The organism is Paenibacillus sp. TC-CSREp1 (genome assembly GCF_050171015.1).
In the GTDB taxonomy this organism is placed as follows: Bacteria; Bacillota; Bacilli; order Paenibacillales; family Paenibacillaceae; genus Paenibacillus; species Paenibacillus silvae.
The window spans coordinates 301,982-323,199 of record NZ_JBNOKM010000008.1; the positions used below are offsets into that span (position 1 = coordinate 301,982).

Here is a 21,218-nt window from a genome sequence, read left to right on the forward strand (position 1 = left end):
GAATGAATTAGTTTTTCTCCACAGCATGTCCACCGAATTCGTTACGCAATGCCGCAACGACTTTACCTGTGAACGTATCGGTTTCAAGGGAGCGGTAACGCATCAGCAGGGACAACGCGATAACCGGAGTCGCCGTTTGCAGATCAAATGCCGTTTCAACCGTCCAGCGTCCTTCGCCGGAGGAGTGCATTACACCTTTGATTTCGTCCAGGTTAGCATCTTTGGAGAAGGCACGCTCTGTCAATTCCATCAGCCAGGAACGGATAACGGAACCGTTGTTCCATACACGCGCTACTTTTTCGAAGTCGAAGTCAAAGCCGCTTTTCTCCAGCACGTCGAAGCCTTCACCGATGGAAGCCATCATGCCGTATTCAATTCCGTTGTGCACCATTTTGAGGAAGTGTCCGCTACCTGCTTTACCGGCATACAGATAACCGTTCTCGACAGAAGTATCTTTAAATGCAGGCTCAACAATCGCCCAAGCCTCCGGATCTCCACCGATCATGTAACATGCCCCGTTGCGCGCACCTTCCATACCGCCTGAAGTTCCTGCATCCATGTAATGAATGCCTTGTGGCTTCAGCTCTTCATAACGGCGGATGGACTCTTTGTAGTGGGAGTTTCCTGCTTCGATGATGATATCACCTTTGGACAGCAGCGGGCTTACTTCAGCCAGTACAGCATCTACAACGTTGTGAGGAACCATGATCCACAGCACGCGTGGGGATTCCAGAGATTCAACCATTTCTTTGTATGAGGAAACGCCTTGAGCTCCGTATTCTTTCATTTCTTTAACCGCTTCTGCATTCAGGTCAAAGGCAACCACTTCGTGTTTGTGATCAATGAGGTTTCTGCCCAGGTTCAAGCCCATTTTTCCAAGTCCGATAAGTCCGAGTTTCATAATAAAATCCTCCTGTTATGCAAATATTTAGTGTTAAGTGTATTATTAAAAACCAGTTCATAACCATCTAGCAAAATTATCCGTTCCGGTTACGAATCGTTCCTTCGAGCGCTGTTATCCCCGAATTTTTTGGATGCTCTTATTTCGAGGGGAAAATTCGGTGATAAAGGCGCACGCTTCGCTTCTTCGGAATCGATTTCGTCCCCTACACTTCTCTTTGCTACCATGCGAAAACATTTTTAACAAACACCATCTATATAGAAAATGTTTGCGGCCTTTCGGCTGCGAAAGTCGAAAGGGCTTATGCAAAATTGAAACGGTATAATTTTGAGTGAAAAATGATGCGTACTTACTACATAATTTGTGGCTTGCAATCAGCTCGAGCTTACCACCAGCGGAAGCCATTTTCCGCAATCAGACGATCAGCAGATTCTGGTCCATCTGATCCAGCTTTGTACGTGTCCAGTGGAATTGAACCGGCTGCAAAAGCTTCCTGGATCGGCTGTACCCACTGCCAAGCCAGCTCCACTTCATTCCAGTGTGCAAAGAACGTTGCGTCACCGCGCATCGCATCAAAAATCAGGTTTTCATACGCCTCTGGAACGTTGCGCTCCCCGGATTGGAAGGTCATATTCATCGGCTCAACCTCACCCTTGTTCAGCGGATTCTTCACATTTAATTGAAGGGACAGGCTTTCGCCCGGGCCGATTTCAAGTGTCAGCAAGTTCGGAGCCATCGTATTTTCAGACTCATGCCCTGTTTTGAGCGGTGACTTGAATTCAATGACGATACGGGTTGATTTCTCAGCCATGCGTTTGCCTGTACGAATATAGAACGGAACCTCGCTCCAGAAAGGGTCATCCAGCCACAGCCTTGCAGCCACATATGTCTCATTCTGCGATCCGGCCGGAATGCCCGGCTCGTCCAGATAACCGACTACAGAGGAGCCTTGCAGCTCTCCTGCACCATACTGAGCGCGAACGACTTCAGAAGCGACATTCTCTTTGGTTAGCGGCCGCAGAGCTTCAGCAATTTTTTTCTTTTTATATTGAATTTCCTGTGGTGTACAGCGCTTCGGCAGATGCAATGCGATCATCATCAGCAACTGAAGCATATGGTTCTGGAACATGTCGCGAAGCGCACCACTCTGGTCATAATACGCTGCACGTTCCTCAACACCTACAGTTTCACTCGCTGTAATCTGTACATTGGCAATGTAGCGATTGGACCACAGCGCCTGAATAACCGGATTGGCATACGTCAAGGTTTCAATATTTTGCACCATCGGTTTGCCAAGGAAATGGTCGATGCGATAAATTTCTTCCTCCGCAAACGTATTGCTCAGCTTCTCATTCAGCTCACGTGCAGATTGCAAATCATGTCCAAACGGCTTCTCGATGATGAGCTTCTTCCAGCCCTTGGTGTTACCCAGGCCGCTCTCTTGAATGTTTAATGCAATGGGTTCAAAAAACTCAGGTGCAACCGACATGTAGAACATGCGATTTTCAGGAATATCAAGCTCCTGCTCCCGCTGCTGTACCAATTGAAGAAGCCGTGTGTAATCTTCAGGCTTGGTGTTGTTCAGTGAGCAATAACGGAAAGCACCGATGAAATCACGTACTTGTGATGCTTCCTCCGGTTTCTGACGGGAAAATTCATGCAGTGACTTTTCCACATTCGCCTGGAAATCCGCATCTGACAGCTCGCGACGTCCCAAACCAATTACGGAGAATGCCTTAGGCATTTTCTGATCTACAAACAGATTGTATAATGCAGGGTAAATTTTGCGTTTGGCTAAATCGCCTGTTGCCCCGAACAAGACAAATGTCATTGCGTCCATTGGAGTGCCTCCTATGATCTGTGCAGTATAGTATATGATGTTGCAAAATGTTCAAATCCAAGCATGACAAAAGACGGAATAAGTGGGTACATCGCCCGCCTCGCCTCCGTTATGCACATGACCTGAATCCAACCATGGGAACATTCCTTCTCTCCACAACCTGAATCACTATTTGACATAGGTTATAAATTGTAACCACTAATAATTAACGTTACTCATATTACACCTGTCGTCACAATTCGTCAATATTCTTGTCTAAGCTGTGAACTCCAGCTGTACCAAGGGTTACAGACAATTTTATTGAATGTTAACGCTTTATGTGGTAAGTTTAATAACAATTGGCATGTGATATTTTATACATATACCTTGTGGACATTCAGGTTACAATAAGTATACTAATGATATTACAAGCCATACTAAACCAAAGGAGTAACCGTTATGAACGATGATAAGAATGCCAAGCAATTATGCGAAAAGGTGGAACTATCTTATCAGATCATTGGCCGGAAATGGGTAGCCCTGATTATCCATGCATTGATGGAGGAGCCCAAACGCTTCAGTGAAATTCATGCTTATATTCCTGATTTGAGTAAACGTGTATTAAATGAGCGGATGAAGGAATTAGAGGAAGAGGGACTGGTCGTCAGACATGTAATTACAGAGCGTCCCGTTCGAACTGAATATATGCTGTCCCGCAAAGGAACCGAGCTAGGACGAGCGCTAAGCGCGGTGGAGCGATGGGCGGAGAAGTGGTTGTGAGTTTGAATGTTTAAGAAAACAAAAGATCAATATGTTAAAAATCAAACAGGATGGATTAACTTGTTATGACAAAAAAAGAAATAAAAAAAAGCATAGGTGAAGGATCCCCCCTTCACCTATGCTTTTTCACTTCTATTCTTTACTTTATAAGACAATAAACCGATAAATCACTATGGCTACAATAAATCCAGGAAAGGAAGTACAGATCGTGATAAGTCTCAGACGTATAACCGCTTTTTTCATTTTAACCGCATCACTATTGGGTTTTACATCTGTAGCAGCTCAATCCGAGACTCAGCAGAACGATGAAGAAATAACCGCTTGGACATGGGGAGGAATCCCAGTGAAAAATATGAATGAGCACTGGGCCAAGCGTTTATTTCAATGGGGTATCTCTAGTAACATAATCAATGGATATACTAATTTCAATCTTAAACCAGACCATGTCATTACAGAGGCTGAGTTCCTTAAGATGTTTTACAGAGCAGTGGGTCTAGCTATTCCAAATGCAAGTGCAAATAGTGCATATCTTCCCAGCGAGAATTGGACAGAAGGCCTCTACAGGACAGCCAAACTATACAACCATCCGACAATTGGAGAAAACAACTTCGCAATGAGAATGAAACCGATCACAAAACTACGTGTTGCCGAAATCATCAGTGCATCTCAAGGTGTTCACTTTACTGGTCATTATGCAGTAACCTACCTGATTGGACAAGGATTAGCCAACAGCAAAGCAACTTCTCCACAGCAGTTTGATGGTGAAAGTACACTTTCAAGAGCAGAGGCACTCCAATGGATACGTCAACTTGCTTTTCATGGAAAACTTAAAATTGAGCAAAGACCAAAAATTCCTACGGACCTCAGTCTTTTGCCTGATCTGGTTGGTACTCCCTCTGAGGTGATTCCTGATTTCAGTACAGTGTCCTTGACCGATGAGGATTTTAATTTGGTCATTCAGGGCAATAGTTCAGAACTTAGATTTGGAGACTCGAAAAAATCCATTGATGAACAATTTGGAAAATCTACAGGGAAGAATATTTTTGATTATGATAACTATCCATTATTCAATGCACACTTTAACCAAAGCGGAGAGTTAGATGGCTGGAGTATTTACTCATACACGGATGATTCCACTTATACAGATATTTCACTACTTACGAAAAAGGGAATTGTACTGGGCAAAAGTACTTTATTCGATGTTATAAACCAATATGGGTCAGCTGGAGTAAGAGGTCATGGAATCGTAGAATACTATTATAAAAAGATGAACGATGGTACATATCAGGATATTTCAATCTATGATCCCATACCAAATATGGAAGATGTGCGTATGATCGCGTTTATTGTTGATGACGAAACCCAGATAGTCTTTGATATAATCGTAACATCATCATTAAAGGATGCATTTTAGCTTATTTCTAGATCATAAATGATTTAACTCAAATAAATCCAACATTGGTAACATATTCAAGAAAAGATCCTCTTTCGGTTACTCGAAAGGGGATTCTACATAAGACGGATTGTAAAACCGTTTTAAAGAACAATTCAAATTATTTTGATGCCCAATTTATCTTCTCAAGTAATGAATACCAATCATCTCGATATACATCAGGTACAATTTCTTTATATTTGAGACCAAAAACATAATGACAAAGGAAGTGATTGAAATCCCCCAGATCCCCCTTGGTCCATACTTCTTGGTGATTCTGTGTAAAATAATAGATGTGTCCAGAATTCTTATTAATCACTAACGGTTCATACAATATTTGACCTACTTCTAGCCATTCATCTGGTTCCCCCATAAAACCAGCTATACGATACTGATGTGAAGTTAATGTCTCAAATGACCATAGATCTATTACTCTACATCTTGCACCATCGAATTTCTTCAAAAACTCCAGATATAGTTCCAAAGCGGTATCCTTCATTTCAAGGTTAGGCCTGCCTTCACCTAATTCACCGTAGATAATACTGTCTGGTTCAGCTTCAAGTGTTACTTTCAACTTTGTTATTAAGTCGTAAAGAGGTTTATCCACCTGGCTTACCCTCCAGCCATTTTGATATTCTTTTACCATCAAACCAGTTGCCCCATCCTCTATTTTCATCAAAAGAGTACATCAGAAATAAACGGACATCCGGTAATGGGAATTGGTTCTTTTCCATAAATAAAATAATTTTTTCCAAACAATTCAGACTATTCATTCCATGTCCCTCAATAACAGAGTAAGCATGACTGATTCCCAATTGTTAATGTCATAATCCCAAGCTGAAATCATGTTCTCCAGGCAGCTTATTGCATAAGCAACTCGACCTCTCAATGATATGTTACTAAATGGCTCTATGCTCATCATACACCTTCCAATTAATTAGGAGCGTTATCAGCTAAACTTCTCTACCCAGAGCTTTATCCGCTTCTATTTGCATTTTTGTCGTTTTAGGTCCCATGTATTTCTTTGCAGTTCGTAAAATATTATTTTCGTTACCCAGTATTTCTAATACCGTAATTGAAAATGTATTTATTAAGTGAGTATCTTTATCATTCGAAACTTCTTCAAAATATTCAAAAATCCGTTCTAATAGATCGATGTTTTGCTCTTGTCTTATAAGTTCAATGAATGCCGGCATGAAAACACTCTCGATTATAACCGTCTCCAGCACCTCACCATTAAACTCGATGGATTCTCTGTAGGATGCCTCTGTTGATGGTAAAAACTCTAACATTTTCCTCATAAATGCTTCCGATTGACTAGTCATTGTATCCACTCCTATGCTAATGGATATGGTTCATCCCAGAGATCCTATGGATAACTCCAAATCCATTACTTTTTGAACTGCTTCATCACATCTGTCCTTAGTACCAACGTCCACATAATAATCATAATTGAAGCGAACAAACATGGACTCTGACGCTAACTGAATCCAGATGTATTCTCTTAAAGCCAAACGAGCAACATGTTCCATATTTTCAATATTCAATTTCAGGCCTTTTTCCAATAACAGAAAGAAATCAAGCAATTTAATATAACGCTCCAGAGAAAATCCCTTTTTAGTCATATCGGCTTTGATTATTTCCGGTTGTAGTGATTTTTCAAGTTTTTTGATGGTGAGATGAGGTGACTTTGAATACATCATAAATACCTGTATACCCTCGACAAATGCATTCTCTACCTGAAGATATTCATGACCCGTGACCATTTTACCGCACATTACTTTTCCAATATCAGATACCAAATGTCCATGTTTCTTTCTTACCTGGTTGATACAAAGGCAGTTCGTCCTTTTTATACTTTGACATTTGCCAAACGAAGTGAATATTAATCACCTATCTTCTTATTATTAATATTTAAAAATCCGTAAATGGTTATGTGTTGTTTGCCAAAGCTGATTACGATGCTCTCTACTTTTAACCTGCTCATATGCTCTTCAACTCCTCCTATTCAAGCTACTCTCCGTAACATTCGAATCAGATTCTAAATTCAGGTGCAAACACAATACTCCCAGAATACATCCAGTGAGATTCCCCAAATCATCCCCCTATCCGTCCCTCTTTACTACTTAACGCCTTTCTCAGCAACTTTCCCCAGTCTAATGAGAAAGTTCAACTGCTTGTCAGTGAGATGCTCATGCAAATTCTCGATTTCATCATTCAAAAAATTTTCCTCGATATTGTCTAAACTGGCAGCTAAAATGGCAATCATGCCATAGATGTTATACTGCTCCCACTCTTCATATAAGCTCTCCCAATTTTTTATCACATCCACAAAATCATTAAAATGATTGATCTCTCTAAAAGGTTCGTTCCAATCCGCATGGCTGTTCTTGTCCATATACCTCTCCTTTAATTTTGCAAAACATTCAACTATCAATCCTCAAATTTCTCAAAGCCTCTGAATAAACGTAGCACCTTTAATTTTATTTCTTTCAAAAACATCCTATTCTGTAATACATCGCTTAAGGTTTTAAATTCAACTTTAGGGGCAACAATAGGCTCGGTCAATTTTTTGACTTCTCTAAAAACAAATCGATCCGTTCCACTGCCTTTAATATATTCACCCACGCTGCCGTTAGGAAAGTTATCTGGAACTGACCAGATTCACAACAAATATATCACCTCGAAATTTATCACTAATACATATTCTTCCTTACTAATAATACCATGAAAAGAACCCACTATACTTACAGTCCCCGATATAAAAAACCACTGTATCCGTGGATACAGCGGTCTCTTTATCTATGTTCACCTTTTTGTTTCACGTTAATTATGCATGCTTGAAATACCTTTATGCGTCCTTTTAATACTTTTCATCTAATCTGCGTCCAAGCGTAATGCCCCTATCCTCAAAGTTTTCAACAGACGACTTCTTTTCATAAAAGTGAATAACGTGCCGCATCATACTCTCCCTGGAATAAAATATATCATCCGATGGAATGGGAAAAACCACCTTCTCCCCAGTACTTGCAGACTTGTAGATACCAACAATCAGCTCCAGCGTATTCCGTCCGCTCTCTCCATCAACAACTAACAATGTCCCCTTCTCTATAGCATCCAGCACATTCTCAACCTGTCCGGCGTGACCTGAATGAATAACTTCAGGCAATGCGTCATACTGCTGATGAAGGTACCGTTCGAGATCAAGATTAGGTTCGGGAAATCCATTACTTTGCGAAGTGGAAGCCACTACTTTCCAGGGAACAGACACGCGGGCTTTTTTTCCTTGAAAAATTAACTGCTGCTCCTCTCCGTGATGCACCACGGAACTTGTAATCATCCCCACTGCTCCTTGGCTGAAGCGTAGCATCGCCATGGATATGTCCTCCACTTCGGCATTATCATGCGCCGTATTGGCAATCATAGCCTGCGCCTCGATAGGTGCCCCCATCATCCAGAGCATGGCATCTATATGATGCACGGCATGATAAAGCGTACATATTAGAATTAACCTATATTCATGATGGTTACGGACAGTTGATTACCGAGGGCCATGCCTTTCCACTCGAACCGGGGATGCTCATGATTTTCCGGCCCTTCCAGCTGCACCATGTACAGATGCAGGTATCGAGCAAGCACCCGTTCATTCGCACAGTGCTTATGGTAGAGCTTGATCTGCTGCAGGAATATTGGCCGCACTTTATCACTACACACCATTTCACATATCACATTCTCAATGAGCAAATATCCACACCCCCACTATATCTGATGCCTGATGCTCCACTTGTTCAGCTTCTTGAACATTTTGGTAAGCAGTATCCAGACCTATTGCCTTATGAAGCAGCGGAGGATGCCTGTCTTTTCACACTAAATATACTGACGCAACTTCGCTATTTATGGAAAAGTGAAGCCCATTCCCCTCATTCGCACTTCTCAGATCAGACAACAATTCGCTCAGGTTTTATGAATCCCCATGCCGAGGCAGCCATGCAGTGGATTGAGCAGCACTATGCAGAGCCTTTTCGTATAGAGCATATAGCAGATGAACTTCATCTATCCGTCTATCACCTATCTCATTTGTTCAAAAAAGAAACGGGCAACAGCATCATTGCATATGCTCAAGCCGCCCGTATTCGTCAAGCCTGCGTACTGCTAAGCCGTTCAATCTTGTCCATTCCCGAGATCGGCCATCGTGTAGGCATGTCCAGCACCTCTTATTTTTGTAAAGTATTCCGAAAAGCAACGGGCACCACACCACATCAATATCGTTTGAGATTGAGAGGAAGGGATTAGCTAGTAGCGAATAGTTAGCAAATTAAGCTTGAGAGTAACCTGATTCCCGAGTTTACCCAAGCTGTCTGTCTGTGTACTGTGCATCAGCGCACATCCAGCCCCAGCTTTTCCAAATATACACCCATTCGTTCTGTTAAGTGATCCAGATCAGACCTCTGATCCTTGGACAATCGATCCATATGATATATCCCGTCAGAATCTTCCACTAGTGCTTTGTACTTATTCATCTGTTCATATACCGACCTGAAGTCAGCATATTGCTCCTTCGTAAATATCTCTTCTGCCTTTGTTAATTGTTCCGTCCAGAATGTTTCTTCGTCCATTAGTCTCGGTGAAACCGGTATAGCCTTGGAAGAGTTGCTCTCCAACCCTTCCAGCTTATCAAAGAACGGCTGGAGCTCAGCCACTAATTCTTTATACTTTTCCTGTTCTGCCATACTCCAGCTCTCTGGATTCAACTTCCCTTGTGCGTCTGCATGAGTCAATGCCATCTGTCCAAATTGTTTGAGCAGCCCCATGTACAACTCGAATTCCTTTTCCGTAAAATGAGCCTTGGCCTGCTGCAGCTTTGCTTCCAATCGTTCGTAATCTGCTGTTGTCCCACCTAATGAGGTAATTTGATCTTTCGAACCGTATATGCTGTCAGCCAAGTATGTATATCCCGCATAAGCTCCAGTAGGAATTAGAAGCACTGCGGCCAGTAGTATAGTCACCCGCCATGTTCTGATTCGTTGTACACCAGATGCTTTCTTCTGAGTCCTATTCATTACGTTATGTTTGACACGAGTTGAGATCATCCAATCCTTTGTTTCCTCCTGATATGCCGTTCGTAACTGTTCATCCAATTTCATTGGCATGATCCACCTTTCGTGTCATTTCGGAATGCCGTTGCTGTTTCTGTCTCAACTTGGCCAGCGCAGCATGAATTCGGGATTTCACTGTACCTAGCGGGATATCTAAAATGTCAGCGACTTCTTCTTGGGTATATTCGTTCAAATAGTGTAAAATAACGACCTGCTGCAGCTTATAGGGCAAACGCTGTACCTGCTCCAGTAAATGACGGTTCGCCAGTCTATGGATTAAATGAGATGAGAAATCGGCTTCCATGCCTGTACCGGTATTCATCTGTTCAATCCGCTGCTTGAATCGAAACTGCATCAGCTTCCTGCGTCGATAACTTTTGACCTGCCGCATGCTGACTCCCATTAACCATGGCCGAAAAGCCCGTCCAGTATCAAATTTTTCCAAGGATTGATACGCGTGGATATAAATCTCCTGTACCAAATCCTCCGCATCCGCCGCATCATAAACCAGAAAACGAACCGTGCGATACACATCCGCTACCGTCTTCTCGTATAACTCTCCGTAAGCCTCATGTTTTCCAGCCAAGGTCAGCTTCACCAATCGTATGTACTCGTTCTCCTCACTCATTTTCCATCCCCTTTCTTCTTACACTATATATTGGTTTTAGCAGGCGATATCGTTCGATTTAATTTTAATTTTAAATGGAAAAAACCCCCAATATACTCATCTCCGTCCTGTGACAGAGCACATTATCTTAAAAGTAAGAAGGTCTCAATTAATTCCACTTTTTTGATTTAATATAATATATCTATGTAAACTAAGAATTCCATGCTTTAGATGTCTTTTTGCGTTTAAATGGCCATTGCTGGCTTTACGACACTATATCAGTGTTATTTTAAGGTTATAGATAGTCTCATCTCATACTGTTATCAGTCTCAATTGATGTAATAAATCACATGTCCAAAAAGACTGGGAAATGTGGGCTTGAATACATACATTTCAACCAGTCTTCGAGTATTTCTGGACCGTTATTTTAATCTTTGGTGGTTTAGAGACAGTTTATTTTATTACAAACAATTAGGAATTGAACAGGAGTTCTTTATTAAAACGTCCGGCTCCTCAAGAGCTTTATCCCATGAATACAGTCTTATAATTGCTGTTTATCCACCATCTTGTAATAATTCCCCTTTCGAGACAGCAATTCACTTGGACTGCCTTGCTCTATAATGTGCCCCTTTTCAATCACTAGGATATAATCAGCATTCTTCACGGTTGAGAGCCTGTGTGCTATGACCAATATAGTTTTCTTCCCCTTTAGGTTCAATAAGGTATCATTCAAGTCGCTCTCCGTCATGGCATCCAGAGCAGAGGTATACTCATCCAGCATCAGAACTCGAGATTCATTCATGAATGCCCTAGCTAATAAAATTCGTTGAATTTCTCCACCAGAGAGATTATCTCCGTGGCTCTCCACCTTCTTCTCATATTGCTCAGGCATGGCTTGAACAAATGATTGAACATGAGCTACTTCAACAGCGGTATTGAATCTGAGCCAAGCCTTTTCATCCATTTCTTCTTTTTCCAGCGGATAAATAATGTTTTCTAAAATAGACTTATTCCACAACACTCCCTTTTGCGGAGAATAGCCAATATATTTTCTTAATTCATAAAGATCGATTTCCTTTATAGGTACGCCGTCCAGTAATATCTCCCCGTCATCCGGTTCTATATATCTGTGAATAAGTTCAAAGATCGTGGATTTCCCTGATCCACTTAGACCAACAATACCAACGAAAGTTCCTGGCTTAATATCTAAATTAAAGTTCGAGATACCAAAGGAGTCTTCTGACGCATAACGATACGATACATTTTTCATCTGAAGGCAAGGGATTTGGGTATAATCAGGAAGTTTAGCTCCTGATTCGATCTTTTCTAATTCAAGTATTTCATTCAAGTTATCTACGATCACTTTCATACGGCTCATATCGATATTTAGCGTAAAAAGCGACTTGAAAATGCTATACAATCTTGGGAGTATAACAATAAAGGCCAGCAAAGTCCCTGGTGAAATTTGACCGATCAGGATCAGGTACAGACTATAGCCATAAATGATACCCGTAATCAAGGAAATAACAGTGTCCGCAACAAGGTTTAACACCATATGATGAAAAACCCGAGCCTGCTTTGAAATCTTCCAGGCTTCATCGTTCCAGTTGTTCCACCTCTTGTTCTCAGCCTGATGCCCATTAGACATATGAACCGCTTTCAAATTATAAAAGAAATCATTCAAATAACTTATGCCCTGTTCCAAAATGTTATAATAATTCTTATCCAACCTCTCCGTCTTGTTCCTAAAGCGCTTGAAGCCATACATAAACACAGGGAATGAAATAATGGCTACTAACGTTAGTTCAACACTCATGGAGAGCATGATCCACAAAGTGGCAATTAACAAAATGGCATTCGTTACGATCGACATGATGGTTTCTACTACAAAAACTTCACAAAGCATTCCTACTTGTGAGGTGATTCGGTTAATAATTTCTCCTCTTCCGATTTTGTCCACATTTCTTGGTCGGATTTGAAGCAATTGAGAAAACAAGCGTACCCGAAGGTTCTTGGATAGATAGTTCCCTAACTCATTGTTATAATACGTGGTAACACTGTTTAATGCGGCATAAACAATGGGGATAAGAACGAGTATTATAATATATAATGTAGCCGTCCCCATATGTTTTCCAGGTAAAATATCGTCAAATAAATCTTTAAAAAGGAGTGGTTGCACGATAGAGACTAACGAGGCTGAGATATTGAACAACAAAATTAAAAAAATGATTGTTTTACTTTTATACAATATCTCAATAATCCCTGCCCGGATTTGATTCATAGGCAATCACAACCTCCTTTAATAATTATACAGCACATAATAATGATCCCTAATATCAGCGAAGTCATTTACCGGTTTACTGGAAACCTCGACCCAAGCATGAAACATAAAAGTGAGAGATCCCCGTTTTTTAGGTTTTGCAATAACTAGTTTAGGTTCAAAACCTAAATAGAGCAGAGCTGAATAAAGAGGCACAGACCTCTCTAAGCAATTTCCTGTTTCACCATAAAGCCTCCCAAAAAATCTGTAGAACAAAACTAACATCATCGAAAAATTTAATAAAGTATCATTACTGATTTCACCTTTCATTTTTTTTGTTTTATTTATATTTTTGTTTATTGATTTGTTCAACTGTAGTGTACTATTTAGTCCTTTCATTTTGTACATTTTCAAAATTCTTAGATAAACGAATAAAGAAAAAATTATTGAGATATTTTTTTTCAAAATTAGCATATAATTGGGCTCACTTTTTTTCATAATCATATAGGATAACTTTTTGAAATCATTTTTCATATTTCCACCTCATAGCTTCACCAAGTCTTTTTACATCACACAAATCTTTATATCTGATTAAGTAACCTTGAGAATAATTACTTATTAGTTTCCACAATTGAAACTTCTTCTTGGTATACAAGCTCGGAATTGAAGCATGGAACTCCAATAGTTCTTTAAAATAATGAGTGGTATTCAATTTTGTAATTTCAGTATCGTTCACGGAAATATCTTTCTTCAGAAAAAAACTATTCTTCAGGACAAGAGAGTCTACTATGGAATCAGGTTCATCAATAACATATATTTTTTTTTCGTTCTCTAAAATCAATCCATTCTTCTTTTTCTCTAATTCTCTTTTTATATCCGAAGAGGATTTTAAGTATCCATCGCCTGTATTAAAAGGTATAATTGCCATACTATTATCTTCTACTGCTAAGGCAAAAGTGTCATCTGATATTTTATTCATCTCCATATATTGTTCCGATATAAGTCTAGATATCGTACTTTTACCAGCCATAGATTGTCCAAAAATTACATGAGCATCATTATTCTCTCTAATGACTGCTCCATGACCAATCAATAGGTTATAATAAGGTGAGATTAATGATACTGGATCTAGTATGAGTAAATGAAAAAATGTCCTTGGGTCAATCATTTCATAAACGAACCAGTTCACCTCTTGTTTAATGACATTGATATTTCCACTAAAACCAAAACCTTCTACAAAATATTCTTCTAAATTTTTATTGTAATAATAATAAGCATTCTTTAATTCGATTTTACTATACTTCAATATGCTTAGCGATTGATCCTGAATTTTCCTTTTTTTCATGAAATTTATTTTGATTTTACACTGAATATCACTAGAGTTGGACACATTAAATATAAGGAACTTATTAATAAATTCTTCATAAAAATTATTGTTCATAACGATACATAAATTCATTCCACCAATTTTTTTATATATATACACATTACTCACCGCTCTCATAGAATATTAATGATATTCTTTGCAGCTCTTCAATCACCTCTAAAACATCTTGTTTCAACTCATTCTTATCAACAATATATATCTTTGATAAATATTCGATAACCTCTTCGATATCACTTGATTTTAACAATTGTTCGATAATTACAGTGGAAGATGCATTATTGTACACATATTTCCCAGAATTCAAATCGATAAAATAGCTGTCAGTATCCGTCTTCTCAAAAAGAACGTTCTCATTTAATTGAATTATCATAAATTCCTCTCCTTTAGGTAGGTTTAATTACATTTTTTTTAAATTGACTTATCCATAATTCAATCATTGCAGATATGAGTATGGTTCCTGTATTTAGCTCTAACAAATCTCGGTTATTAAAGACTCTTTGTATATTTTCATAATCAATAATTTCTTTTTCTAATAAAAATGATTTTTTAAATATATTTAGTATCTTCTCTTTATTAGTTTCGACGTATCTATAAATTACTTCTTCAAAATTGGATTTAGATATTCTTGAATACACCTCGTGTGGTAATTCTTCTATATATGCTGCTCTTAAGATGGGTTTACTTATATCCTTACCTTGAAAAGGGAACCGCTTATATATATCCTGTAGACTATTCGCAAATGAATGGACTTTTCGATCATTAAAGGGAGAGAAATGAACAATACCGTTGGGGTAAAATACTTCATAATCAAGGGTTAAATATTGTGAATTAAAATTGTTATACGGATTTTCCATATAAGAGGATAGTTGTTGTTTGGATTTCTCAGTGAATATATCTATTCCTCTGGAATCCACCCCGTTAAACTTATAATTATGATAGGGATTAGAGTTATTCCAAAAATAATTGTAATAAGGGACACTTAAACCGTGTAAGAACAAATGAAATTTTTCCCTCAAGTTCAAGTGAGTAGTTTTTGGTCTTAATTTGAATGTATCGAATAAAGTGTCTGCCTTAAGACCACTTATAATGCATGTGTTCTTATTTGAATTAGCTAGGCTCACTGCACTCATCCACCAAGAACTTAGACAATGATTAGAGGGAAGTATAAAAGAACTACACATATCAAGCATATCAATTTGTTCAAACTCACCCACATCTATAAAATTTTCATTAAATGTATGCATATCCTTAATTTTACTAACATATTTAAAATCATTGCATGACGTAAATTTGTTTGAACCCCAAGTATAGGTAAACAAGCGACTCAAATCATAATCGCCTTTGTAGAGAGCACCAATAACGATTGAAGAATCTATCCCTCCACTTAACATCAAACCTGGAGAATTATAATGTGTTATCTTAGAAAATAATGATTCAGAGAATATCTCTTTAAAGTGTTGTATTAGATCGTTTATATTATTGCTACTGCTCATTTGATCTAAAAAATCAAATGTTTCAATCATGATTCCATCTTCATCGAAAGTTAAAACCTCTCCTTCTTCAAGAATATTTATTCCATTAAAAGGGAGTACATCTTCTCCCCAACACAATGCAGGTAATAAACCCTCATCAAATTCAACAAAACTCACTAAATCCATGTATGAAGTAGAAAAATATAATGTGTCTTCTACAACAATATAAAAGATGTTTTTAGGAGAATGTATAGTTCTGAACAATATGATAGATTTCTCTTCCAAAAGTCCACCTGAAAACTGACCATTAATAGCACGTACACTATTTAATTTGTTCTCTTTTAATGCTTCTTTTAAATGTTTAATGATCCCCCTTTCTTTCTCCACTTCTTCCCATATGTATCCTGCCAAAAATAATTCATCTTTACTATGACTAGTCTTAGGTTGGTTTCCCTTTGTAATAATTTGAAAGATTTTATTACTCTGAGGAGATGAAAATCCGAGATCGATTTGATCAACGTATATTAACTCATTTTTCCTATTATTAAAGTTAAATGATCCTTTAAATCCAAAGTAATCTTTAGAAAGTTTTAGATTATTTATAATGAACTCCCCCTTTTTTAAGGAGACCATATCCATATGATCTCCTTTATTATTAACTACAGATAAGCATTATGCCAATCTAGACCAGCTCCAGCCATCATTGTTGTTTTGGCCTCCAGATCCAGTTAATTCTGATATGCAACCTAAAACCACAATTGCTGGTTTCTCATATTTCAGCATATTTATCACCTCCTTTCTAGGAAAAATTTTATGAATTACTAACTACTAATCACAGTCAGGGGGATAATAGTTGATAGCGGACCATCGCCCCATCTCGTAACACAAATCATAATTCCAGAGATCATTTTTAAGGGGGTCAATAACATATTTATTGGAACACTCAATTTTACTGAATACTCTTCTTTTTCATCATACAAATCGACTGTACAACCTTTAAGAATTTCTTCAATTCTGAAGTAACTTCCATCAAAAGATGCACAACACCTTTTTCCTTCAATTGTCATTTCAAAAACATCAGCTGTGTTCGTTATTGGTTTATTGAACAACGTTATTCTTATATTCAACAAACCGTTATGTTTCTCTAAATGAACCCGTTTTACGTTTGATATTCCGTGAGAATTATAACTAGAATGTTTAGGATTTATGATTTTAGTATTTTCAAATAAATTAAATGTTTCTGAATGAAGTAGACGAGTAATATCACTTGGATCAGAATGGATATATTCATAAGATTCTGTAGGCAAATACATTGTTCCATTCCAGAATAAAAACTTAGGATAGCGCATTTGTTCATCTATAAATGAATCAAGTAAGTCATTATTGAATATTTCTTTTAATAAGTAAGCAACAAATGATACAGAAAGACTTCTCTCTCCACTCGTTATTGTTTTAAACTTGCTCATTTGAAAAGTTGGATTTCCAACCAGTTCCATAACATCAAGTAAATCAGCCATTACAATTCCCGATGAAAAATGGGATTGTGATTTAACATAATCTCTGAATATCTCTGCACAGAGAATCAATATTTGGTAGTGTATCTCCGGGACATCCATATCTAAATTAGAAGAGCTCTTAAAAGAGTTATGCCTTAGCTCAGAATACTCTACAGTATATTCCTGCATTTGAGTAAAGGACTCAAAAAGTATATTACTTCCTGTTCTTTTTGCCTTAACAGCTTTCTCGATGATCCCTTCAGAATATTTTAATATCGGTATACATTTATGAATATCAATTAATATGTCTCCTCTAACCATCAAAGAGTACTCGTGTTTACTAGGGGTGTTCATTTCATCTTTTTCAAACCCCATCTCTGTCAGTACACTTTCCAACAAAGGTAGATCAGAGTAAATAATGTCTATGTCATTACTTCTTTTTAACGTGCGCAAATCTCCTGTTATTCCAAAAACGGAGGCTCCTTTAATCACTATAGGCAAATCGATAAATCCTCTACTTTTGAAATTTTCAGAAAGTTCCTTTAGCACAAGTACTTGTTTATCAAACTTAATTCTAGTTTTGCTCTTTATAAGTTCCAAATCGTTAAAAAAAACATGATCAAGTTTCACATATTTATTAATTTTAAGTTTCTCCGTTTCGATTCGACACTCGAGTTTATGTACAGCTATTAACTGAATAAACATTTTATTTATTAAGCGATAATTAATTACTTGTTGATTGCTATTCGAAGAAAACTTCTCATAAAAGGTAGAAAATAAAACTTCTAATAATTTGTTATGTGCATTTTGTACCTCCATATTCCAATCCTCCAATTTCCATATTAAGTAAATTGAAATTTTAATTTTAATTGCTAAAAAAAATTAATTTGTTAATAAACTTTAAAACATCTTAACACGATAGATAAATAAGTATAACCTGTCAATCTATTGGAAATAACCTGTGAGATTATAGAATATGTAGTTGACAACAGGTAAATAAGAAGAGGTACAAGGAATTCGGCGAGTTTGGATTATCCTGGAATAGGAGAAGCAAATGTTGAACAAAAATAGATGAGGCGGTTGAAACGGGGAAAAAGTGCTTGGAATTCTGGATGCAGGAGATGAAGAGTAACGTTATAAGTATCGAAAAAGCGCAAAGGAGTACTCAGTTAATATTGCTAATCGAATATTTCTACCTTTCTTTTCACGTAAGTGTATTTATAAAATGAATCTTTTCATTTTTTAATCTCCAATAACAAACGTTTGGTCATAAAAGTGAAGGCAGTCTTTGTAGGCAACCACCACATGGAAATTGATACAATGAGGGTCGTATATCAATAAACTGAGATAAAGGCTATCATCTCTTTTCGTGTTGACGCTTTGTGCCAACTTGATAAACCTCAATGCTTCTTCTAGGAGTCTGTGCTTGTAACAGACAGGAGAGTTCTTGCGTGGGATGGTGTAATGGATGAAGATGCTAAAAATGTTGAGGTGGAGACGCTCACTAATCATTTTTAGAGGAACTGTCACATTTAACTTGTTAATCTGTCATCTAAATACTCTATAAACCACATTTGGTTTTCAATTTAGTTACATCATCCTGTAAGAACGAAAAAATACTGCCTCAAAACTTGCCCTTCTCCAACATGCCCTAAATCCCTTTCCCACAAGGCAGAAACCGATTTTCGGGATAAAAATTCATTTCCTTTCATGTCAGGTCGTAAGGGAGAAAAACTAGTCAAGAACTGGTTCAATTGTGAACGTAACGAGAGAATAATTACTGTCCAAAATGAAAGAGAAATCAATGGACAAAGGCTAAAGCTCAGAGAAAAAGAAAGAGGAAATGCTTGAGGAAAAGAAAAAGGGAGAGAAAGAGACTGGGGAAATGTGCGATTAAATACGCTGCATTTCTCCAGTCTTCGAGTGACTCTGGACAGGTATTTTTATTCAGGGACAGTTAATTTTAGTTAGGGACAGTAAAAATAAAATTAGACAGGAATTATTAGTTAGTTAAACATCCGCTGCCGCATCGCCTCAAACAGCAAAATCGTTGCAGCCATCGCAGCATTGAGGGACTCGGCTTGGCCCTGCATCGGAATCGTAATTGCGTCATCTACAAGCTGTGCCGTAGTGTCAGAGATGCCTTTGCCTTCGTTTCCAATGACAAGCCATACAGGTTGTGTAAAATCATAGCTATAGCACGAATATTCTGCTTGCAGCGAGGTGCTGACCAGCCTCACACCTGAGGACTTCGCTTCAGGCAGCAGCAGCCCCAACTCTCCCTCTACAATAGGCAAATGGAACAATGAACCCATCGTCGAACGAATCGTTTTGGGGTTATATACATCCGCACAGCCAGCGCCAAGCACGACTCCTGCCGCTCCGGCGGCATCCGCACTGCGAATAATGGTACCCACGTTGCCGGGGTCCTGTACCCCGTCCAATACAACAACAAGACCTGCACGCTCTGCAATCAGGCTCTGCAGTGGCTCTGTGCTTTTCCGCACAATTGCAAATACCGGCTGTGGTGTCATCGTATCCGTACATTTAGCGATAACCGCAGGAGACACACTGACCCACTCTACTCGTTTCAGCGGATTTTCCAATCCGGCGAGTTCCACCGGCACCCCTTGCTCCCCATCGTACACGATGCACTCCAGATCGGCTCCGGCACGCAGTGCTTCCTGTACGAGATGAATGCCCTCGATAATATATTTATGCTGACGGGTCCGATGCTTTTTCTCCAGCAGCTGGGCCCATTCTTTTACACGTGTATTTTGCGGTGATACAATATCCATCGTTCCATCCTTCCCGAATTCCCATTTCATTTCGGATAAGCCAGTTCCAGCTTGGTGAGATGATCCTTGTGCCCTACAATAACCAGCACATCTCCATCTACTATCCGATCCTCGGCATATGGAGAGATGTTCATCGATCCCCCGCTCTTGATCGCCATGACGTTACAGCCAAATCGTGCCCGGATGTTCAGCTCCAGCAGGTTTTTGCCAATCATCTGCTCCGATGCCTTCATCTCCAGAATGCTGTAATCCTCGGATAACTCAATATAATCCAGAATGTTCGGGGATGTCAGGTGATGCGCTACACGCAGCCCCATATCCCGTTCCGGGTAGATCACCTTGTCCGCACCAATCTTCTGCAGCACCTTGCCATGCAGCTCATTCTGAGCTTTTACGATCAGCACCGGTACACCCATGTCCTTCAAAATCAGCGTTGTCAGAATGCTGGCCTGAATATCCTCGCCAATCGCAACAACAACTACATCGAAATTGCGAATGCCCAGCGCGCGCAGCGCTTCTTCATCCGTTGAGTCTGCCGATACCGCATGAGTCACCACATTGGACATTTCCTGCGTCCGCTGCTCGTTCGCATCAATCGCCAGCACGTCAAATCCCATACCGCTCAGTGCATTGGCCACACTTGACCCGAACCGTCCCATGCCAATTACAGCATATTGTTTCTTTGCCATCAGGGTCTTTAACCTCCCGCTGCATTACGGCATGACGCACCTCTTCCGGTACGATGCCAACGTAAATAATCCTTCGTAGTATACCACAAAGGCGGAGAAACTTGAATGCGCTCCCCCTCCGCAGGGAACAGTAATACAGCAGCCGAATAATACGAGGAGGGAAATGCGATGCCCATTACATTAAGCCTGCGTGAAGCGATTGTTCATAAGGTTCATGACAAAAGTGATGACCAACTGCGAGAGATGATCGAAGGTTCAGTGGACGGACCTGAGGCAGCACTGCCCGGACTTGGCGCCATTTTCGAAATGATCTGGAAGAACACCGAACCTGCCAAGCAGGAGGAACTGATTCAGATCGCGCAGGAGCATCTGCACAACATTCCCGTTCAGCCGCTTCGCTAACCGAAGCACTGGCGGACGAAGGGAAACCATCAAACCGTTTGTTCTGTCTGCGAAAAAAACTCTCCCTGATTGGCAGGTC

The 21,218-nt window shown here is 39.2% G+C and carries 22 protein-coding genes; 4 read left to right on the forward strand and 18 right to left on the reverse strand.

Features of this window, described 5'->3' with window-relative positions; all coding sequences use genetic code 11:
• Window positions 1-7 precede the first annotated feature (7 nt).
• Window positions 8-901, reverse strand: a complete 894-nt coding sequence (gene gnd, locus ACQSGY_RS14615; protein WP_111269543.1) for a phosphogluconate dehydrogenase (NAD(+)-dependent, decarboxylating) — start codon at window positions 899-901, stop codon at window positions 8-10.
• Window positions 902-1,286: 385 nt separating this feature from the next.
• Entirely contained in the window at window positions 1,287-2,741 is a 1,455-nt protein-coding gene (zwf, locus tag ACQSGY_RS14620) for a glucose-6-phosphate dehydrogenase (protein WP_184182919.1), read from the reverse strand.
• Between the two features lie 438 nt (window positions 2,742-3,179).
• Between zwf and ACQSGY_RS14625 the strand changes: the two genes are divergently transcribed.
• Both ACQSGY_RS14625 and ACQSGY_RS14630 read left to right on the forward strand, forming a co-directional pair.
• A complete protein-coding gene (locus ACQSGY_RS14625; protein ID WP_110897317.1) occupies window positions 3,180-3,500 on the forward strand; it encodes a winged helix-turn-helix transcriptional regulator in 321 nt (106 codons plus the stop codon).
• A gap of 352 nt (window positions 3,501-3,852) precedes the next feature.
• Window positions 3,853-4,914 carry an S-layer homology domain-containing protein gene (locus tag ACQSGY_RS14630; RefSeq protein WP_427052451.1) on the forward strand — a complete coding sequence of 354 codons (1,062 nt, stop codon included), beginning with the start codon at window positions 3,853-3,855 and terminating at the stop codon, window positions 4,912-4,914.
• Between the two features lie 139 nt (window positions 4,915-5,053).
• Here ACQSGY_RS14630 and ACQSGY_RS14635 read toward each other — a convergent pair whose 3' ends face one another.
• The 6 genes from ACQSGY_RS14635 to ACQSGY_RS14660 all read right to left on the reverse strand — a co-directional run bounded on the left by ACQSGY_RS14635 (window position 5,054) and on the right by ACQSGY_RS14660 (window position 8,413).
• Entirely contained in the window at window positions 5,054-5,608 is a 555-nt protein-coding gene (locus ACQSGY_RS14635; protein ID WP_427052416.1) for a hypothetical protein, read from the reverse strand.
• Window positions 5,609-5,885: 277 nt separating this feature from the next.
• Complete coding sequence (locus ACQSGY_RS14640) at window positions 5,886-6,257, reverse strand: DUF7674 family protein (protein ID WP_427052417.1); 372 nt, start codon at window positions 6,255-6,257, stop codon at window positions 5,886-5,888.
• A gap of 30 nt (window positions 6,258-6,287) precedes the next feature.
• Complete coding sequence (locus ACQSGY_RS14645) at window positions 6,288-6,734, reverse strand: hypothetical protein (protein ID WP_427052418.1); 447 nt, start codon at window positions 6,732-6,734, stop codon at window positions 6,288-6,290.
• Between the two features lie 320 nt (window positions 6,735-7,054).
• On the reverse strand, window positions 7,055-7,330 hold the full coding sequence (locus tag ACQSGY_RS14650; RefSeq protein ID WP_427052419.1) for a hypothetical protein: 276 nt from the start codon (window positions 7,328-7,330) through the stop codon (window positions 7,055-7,057).
• Between the two features lie 35 nt (window positions 7,331-7,365).
• Window positions 7,366-7,560: a hypothetical protein gene (locus ACQSGY_RS14655; RefSeq protein WP_427052420.1), complete on the reverse strand. Its 195-nt coding sequence runs from the start codon at window positions 7,558-7,560 to the stop codon at window positions 7,366-7,368.
• Between the two features lie 235 nt (window positions 7,561-7,795).
• Window positions 7,796-8,413 carry a Gfo/Idh/MocA family oxidoreductase gene (locus tag ACQSGY_RS14660; RefSeq protein WP_427052421.1) on the reverse strand — a complete coding sequence of 206 codons (618 nt, stop codon included), beginning with the start codon at window positions 8,411-8,413 and terminating at the stop codon, window positions 7,796-7,798.
• On the opposite strand from ACQSGY_RS14660, the gene ACQSGY_RS14665 reads away from it, so the two are divergent.
• Entirely contained in the window at window positions 8,374-9,225 is an 852-nt protein-coding gene (locus tag ACQSGY_RS14665; protein WP_427052422.1) for an AraC family transcriptional regulator, read from the forward strand. The genes ACQSGY_RS14660 and ACQSGY_RS14665 overlap by 40 nt on opposite strands.
• Before the next feature lie 83 nt (window positions 9,226-9,308).
• Here ACQSGY_RS14665 and ACQSGY_RS14670 read toward each other — a convergent pair whose 3' ends face one another.
• From ACQSGY_RS14670 to ACQSGY_RS14715, 10 genes are all read right to left on the reverse strand, one after another.
• Window positions 9,309-10,076, reverse strand: coding sequence for a DUF3600 domain-containing protein (locus tag ACQSGY_RS14670; protein WP_427052423.1), 768 nt, complete (start codon window positions 10,074-10,076; stop codon window positions 9,309-9,311).
• Entirely contained in the window at window positions 10,063-10,656 is a 594-nt protein-coding gene (locus ACQSGY_RS14675) for a sigma-70 family RNA polymerase sigma factor (protein WP_427052424.1), read from the reverse strand. The genes ACQSGY_RS14670 and ACQSGY_RS14675 overlap by 14 nt, the downstream gene beginning before the upstream one ends.
• Before the next feature lie 520 nt (window positions 10,657-11,176).
• Window positions 11,177-12,916 (reverse strand): ABC transporter ATP-binding protein, encoded by a 1,740-nt coding sequence (locus ACQSGY_RS14680; protein ID WP_427052425.1) that lies wholly within the window; start codon window positions 12,914-12,916, stop codon window positions 11,177-11,179.
• Window positions 12,917-12,934: 18 nt separating this feature from the next.
• On the reverse strand, window positions 12,935-13,429 hold the full coding sequence (locus ACQSGY_RS14685) for a lasso peptide biosynthesis protein (RefSeq protein WP_427052426.1): 495 nt from the start codon (window positions 13,427-13,429) through the stop codon (window positions 12,935-12,937).
• The gene (locus ACQSGY_RS14690) at window positions 13,419-14,399 is read right to left on the reverse strand and encodes a hypothetical protein (protein ID WP_427052427.1); all 981 of its coding nucleotides are present in this window, start codon (window positions 14,397-14,399) and stop codon (window positions 13,419-13,421) included. Before ACQSGY_RS14690 ends, ACQSGY_RS14685 begins: the two co-directional genes overlap by 11 nt.
• Window positions 14,383-14,652: a PqqD family protein gene (locus ACQSGY_RS14695; protein WP_427052428.1), complete on the reverse strand. Its 270-nt coding sequence runs from the start codon at window positions 14,650-14,652 to the stop codon at window positions 14,383-14,385. The genes ACQSGY_RS14690 and ACQSGY_RS14695 overlap by 17 nt, the downstream gene beginning before the upstream one ends.
• Window positions 14,653-14,665: 13 nt before the next feature.
• Complete coding sequence (locus tag ACQSGY_RS14700) at window positions 14,666-16,393, reverse strand: asparagine synthase-related protein (RefSeq protein WP_427052429.1); 1,728 nt, start codon at window positions 16,391-16,393, stop codon at window positions 14,666-14,668.
• A gap of 182 nt (window positions 16,394-16,575) precedes the next feature.
• The gene (locus ACQSGY_RS14705) at window positions 16,576-18,069 is read right to left on the reverse strand and encodes a hypothetical protein (protein WP_427052430.1); all 1,494 of its coding nucleotides are present in this window, start codon (window positions 18,067-18,069) and stop codon (window positions 16,576-16,578) included.
• 1,187 nt (window positions 18,070-19,256) lie between these two features.
• On the reverse strand, window positions 19,257-20,048 hold the full coding sequence (locus tag ACQSGY_RS14710; protein WP_427052431.1) for a TrmH family RNA methyltransferase: 792 nt from the start codon (window positions 20,046-20,048) through the stop codon (window positions 19,257-19,259).
• Between the two features lie 26 nt (window positions 20,049-20,074).
• On the reverse strand, window positions 20,075-20,737 hold the full coding sequence (locus ACQSGY_RS14715; protein ID WP_145406545.1) for a potassium channel family protein: 663 nt from the start codon (window positions 20,735-20,737) through the stop codon (window positions 20,075-20,077).
• 168 nt (window positions 20,738-20,905) lie between these two features.
• Here ACQSGY_RS14715 and sspI point away from each other — a divergent pair, with 168 nt between their 5' ends.
• Window positions 20,906-21,139: a small acid-soluble spore protein SspI gene (gene sspI / locus ACQSGY_RS14720; RefSeq protein ID WP_427052432.1), complete on the forward strand. Its 234-nt coding sequence runs from the start codon at window positions 20,906-20,908 to the stop codon at window positions 21,137-21,139.
• The last annotated feature ends 79 nt before the right edge of the window (window positions 21,140-21,218 follow it).